Here is a 2,347-nt window from a genome sequence, read left to right as displayed (position 1 = left end):
CAGCACGCCCGCCGCCAGCTCGCCGTGGCCCGCGCCCATGTCGACGAAGGCCACCTCACCGCCACCGAGCGCCCGCGCCGTACCGGCCAGCAGCCGGGCCACGGCGGCGGCGAACAGCGCAGAGGCGTGCACGGAGGTGCGGAAGTGCCCGGCGGGGCCCTCCGGGCGCAGATAGAAGCCGCCGGGCCCGTACAGCGCCGCCTCGGCCGCCGCACGCCAGCGGCGCGCTCCCCGCGCGCCGCTCAGGTCGCCCCGCACCTCGTCAGACTGATCTGTCTCATCCGTCACGGCGCCAAGTCTCCACCTTGGGGAGTACGCTTCCGCCGACCGGATCGGTCCTCCGGTTGACCCCTCGCCCTTTTACACATCCCTACGCTGGGTTACGTGCAGCGCCTCTACGACTTCCTCCGCAGACACCCGACGGGCGTCGACAGTTTCTGGGCTGTCGTGCTCTTCGGGATCTCACTGCTGTGGGCGATCCAGGAGACGCGGGGCGTCGAGCCGAGGCTGACCGCCATGGCGGTGGCGGCGCTGCTGAGTCTGGTCGTGGCGCTGCGCCGCAAGGCACCCGAGCGGATGCTGCTGCTGGTGACGGCCCTCGGCCTGGTCCAGCTCGCCCTGGACGTGCGGGTGGGGCCGGGCGACTTCGCGATGCTGGTCATCATCTACACCGTCGCCGCCCGTGGCGGACCGCGCTGGGCCTCGCTGCTCGCGCTCTTCGGCGGGCTGTGTGCGGCCCCGCTGTCCCAGCTGCGCTGGCCGCCGAACACGACGAGCACCGGCGGACAGATCTTCTTCACGGTCGTGCTGGCCGTGCCGTTCGTGCTCGCCTGGGTGCTCGGCGACTCGATCCGCACCCGCCGTGCCTACTTCGACCAGCTGGAGGAGCGCGCGACCCGGCTGGAGAAGGAGCGCGAGGCGCAGGCCAAGGTGGCGGTCGCGGGGGAGCGGGCCAGGATCGCCCGCGAGCTGCACGACGTCGTCGCGCACAACGTCTCCGTGATGGTCGTCCAGGCCGACGGCGCCGCCTACGTCCTGGACGCGGCGCCCGAGCAGGCCAAGCAGGCGCTGGAGACCATTTCCAGCACCGGCCGGCAGGCGCTCGCCGAGATGCGCAGGCTGCTGGGCGTGCTGCGCACCGGCGACACCAAGGAGGGCGGCGAGTACGTGCCGCAGCCCGACGTGGAGCAGATCGAGGACCTGGTCGAGCAGGTGCGCAAGACCGGCATCACCGTCGACTTCAAGATCGAGGGCACCGCGCGCGCCCTGCCCAGCGGCGTCGAGCTCACCGCCTACCGGATCGTGCAGGAAGCCCTCACCAACAGCCGTAAGCACGGCGGCCCCGACGTCGGTGCCAGCGTGCGCCTGGTCTACTTCGACGACGGCCTCGGGCTGCTCGTCGAGGACGACGGCAGGGGCGCGGCGCACGAGATGTACGAGGACGGCGGCGCCGACGGCCACGGCCACGGACTCATCGGCATGCGTGAGCGGGTCGGCATGGTCGGCGGCACGCTCGACGCGGGGCCGCGGCCCGGCGGCGGCTTCCGGATCAGCGCCCTGCTCCCCCTGAAACCTGCGCACTGACCCCGCCACCCACCGCTCCTACCGGACAGGAACCCCGCTGATGTCGATCCGCGTCATGCTCGTCGACGACCAGATGCTGCTGCGCACCGGCTTCCGGATGGTGCTGGCCGCGCAGCCCGACATGGAGGTCGTCGCCGAGGCGGGGGACGGCGCTGAGGCGATCGAGAACCTCCGCGGCAGAGCGGTGGACGTCGTGCTGATGGACGTACGGATGCCGCGCCTCGACGGCGTCGAGGCCACCCGCCGTATCTGCGCCGCGCCGAACCCGCCGAAGGTGCTCATCCTGACCACCTTCGACCTCGACGAGTACGCCTTCTCCGGGCTCAAGGCCGGGGCCAGCGGCTTCATGCTCAAGGACGTGCCGCCGGGCGAACTGCTCTCCGCCATCAGGTCGGTGCACAGCGGCGACGCGGTGGTCGCGCCCTCCACGACCCGCAGGCTGCTCGACCGGTTCTCCCCGATGCTGCCGTCGGCGGCCGAGCCCGAGCACAAGGAACTCGACCGGCTGACCACCCGCGAGCGCGAGGTGATGATGCTGGTCGCGCAGGGGCTCTCGAACGGCGAGATCGCCGGGCGGCTCGTGCTCTCGGACGCGACGGTGAAGACCCATGTGGGCCGGATCCTCACCAAGCTGGGGCTGCGTGACCGGGTGCAGGTCGTCGTGCTGGCGTACGAGACGGGTCTGGTACGGGCAGGCGGCGGCGCGGGCGCCTGAGCCGGCGGCGCGCGCGGCTGCCGGGCCCGCCGGATGTGACCTGGGTGG

The 2,347-nt window shown here is 72.3% G+C and carries 2 protein-coding genes and 1 pseudogene; 2 read left to right on the top strand and 1 reads right to left on the bottom strand.

What is annotated here, in order from left to right:
• Positions 1-258 (bottom strand): annotated as a pseudogene (locus HY68_RS08290) (hypothetical protein); the annotation flags it as partial.
• Positions 259-384: 126 nt separating this feature from the next.
• On the opposite strand from HY68_RS08290, the gene HY68_RS08285 reads away from it, so the two are divergent.
• Positions 385-1,584 carry a sensor histidine kinase gene (locus HY68_RS08285; protein WP_041986326.1) on the top strand — a complete coding sequence of 400 codons (1,200 nt, stop codon included), beginning with the start codon at positions 385-387 and terminating at the stop codon, positions 1,582-1,584.
• Between the two features lie 40 nt (positions 1,585-1,624).
• Positions 1,625-2,299, top strand: a complete 675-nt coding sequence (locus HY68_RS08280) for a response regulator transcription factor (RefSeq protein ID WP_041986323.1) — start codon at positions 1,625-1,627, stop codon at positions 2,297-2,299.
• Positions 2,300-2,347: the final 48 nt, after the last annotated feature.

The sequence above is a fragment of the Streptomyces sp. AcH 505 genome (assembly GCF_000818175.1).
Lineage (GTDB): Bacteria > Actinomycetota > Actinomycetes > Streptomycetales > Streptomycetaceae > Streptomyces.
The sequence above is the reverse complement of the archived record's forward strand: the minus strand, read 5'-3'. Positions and strand labels throughout refer to the sequence as shown.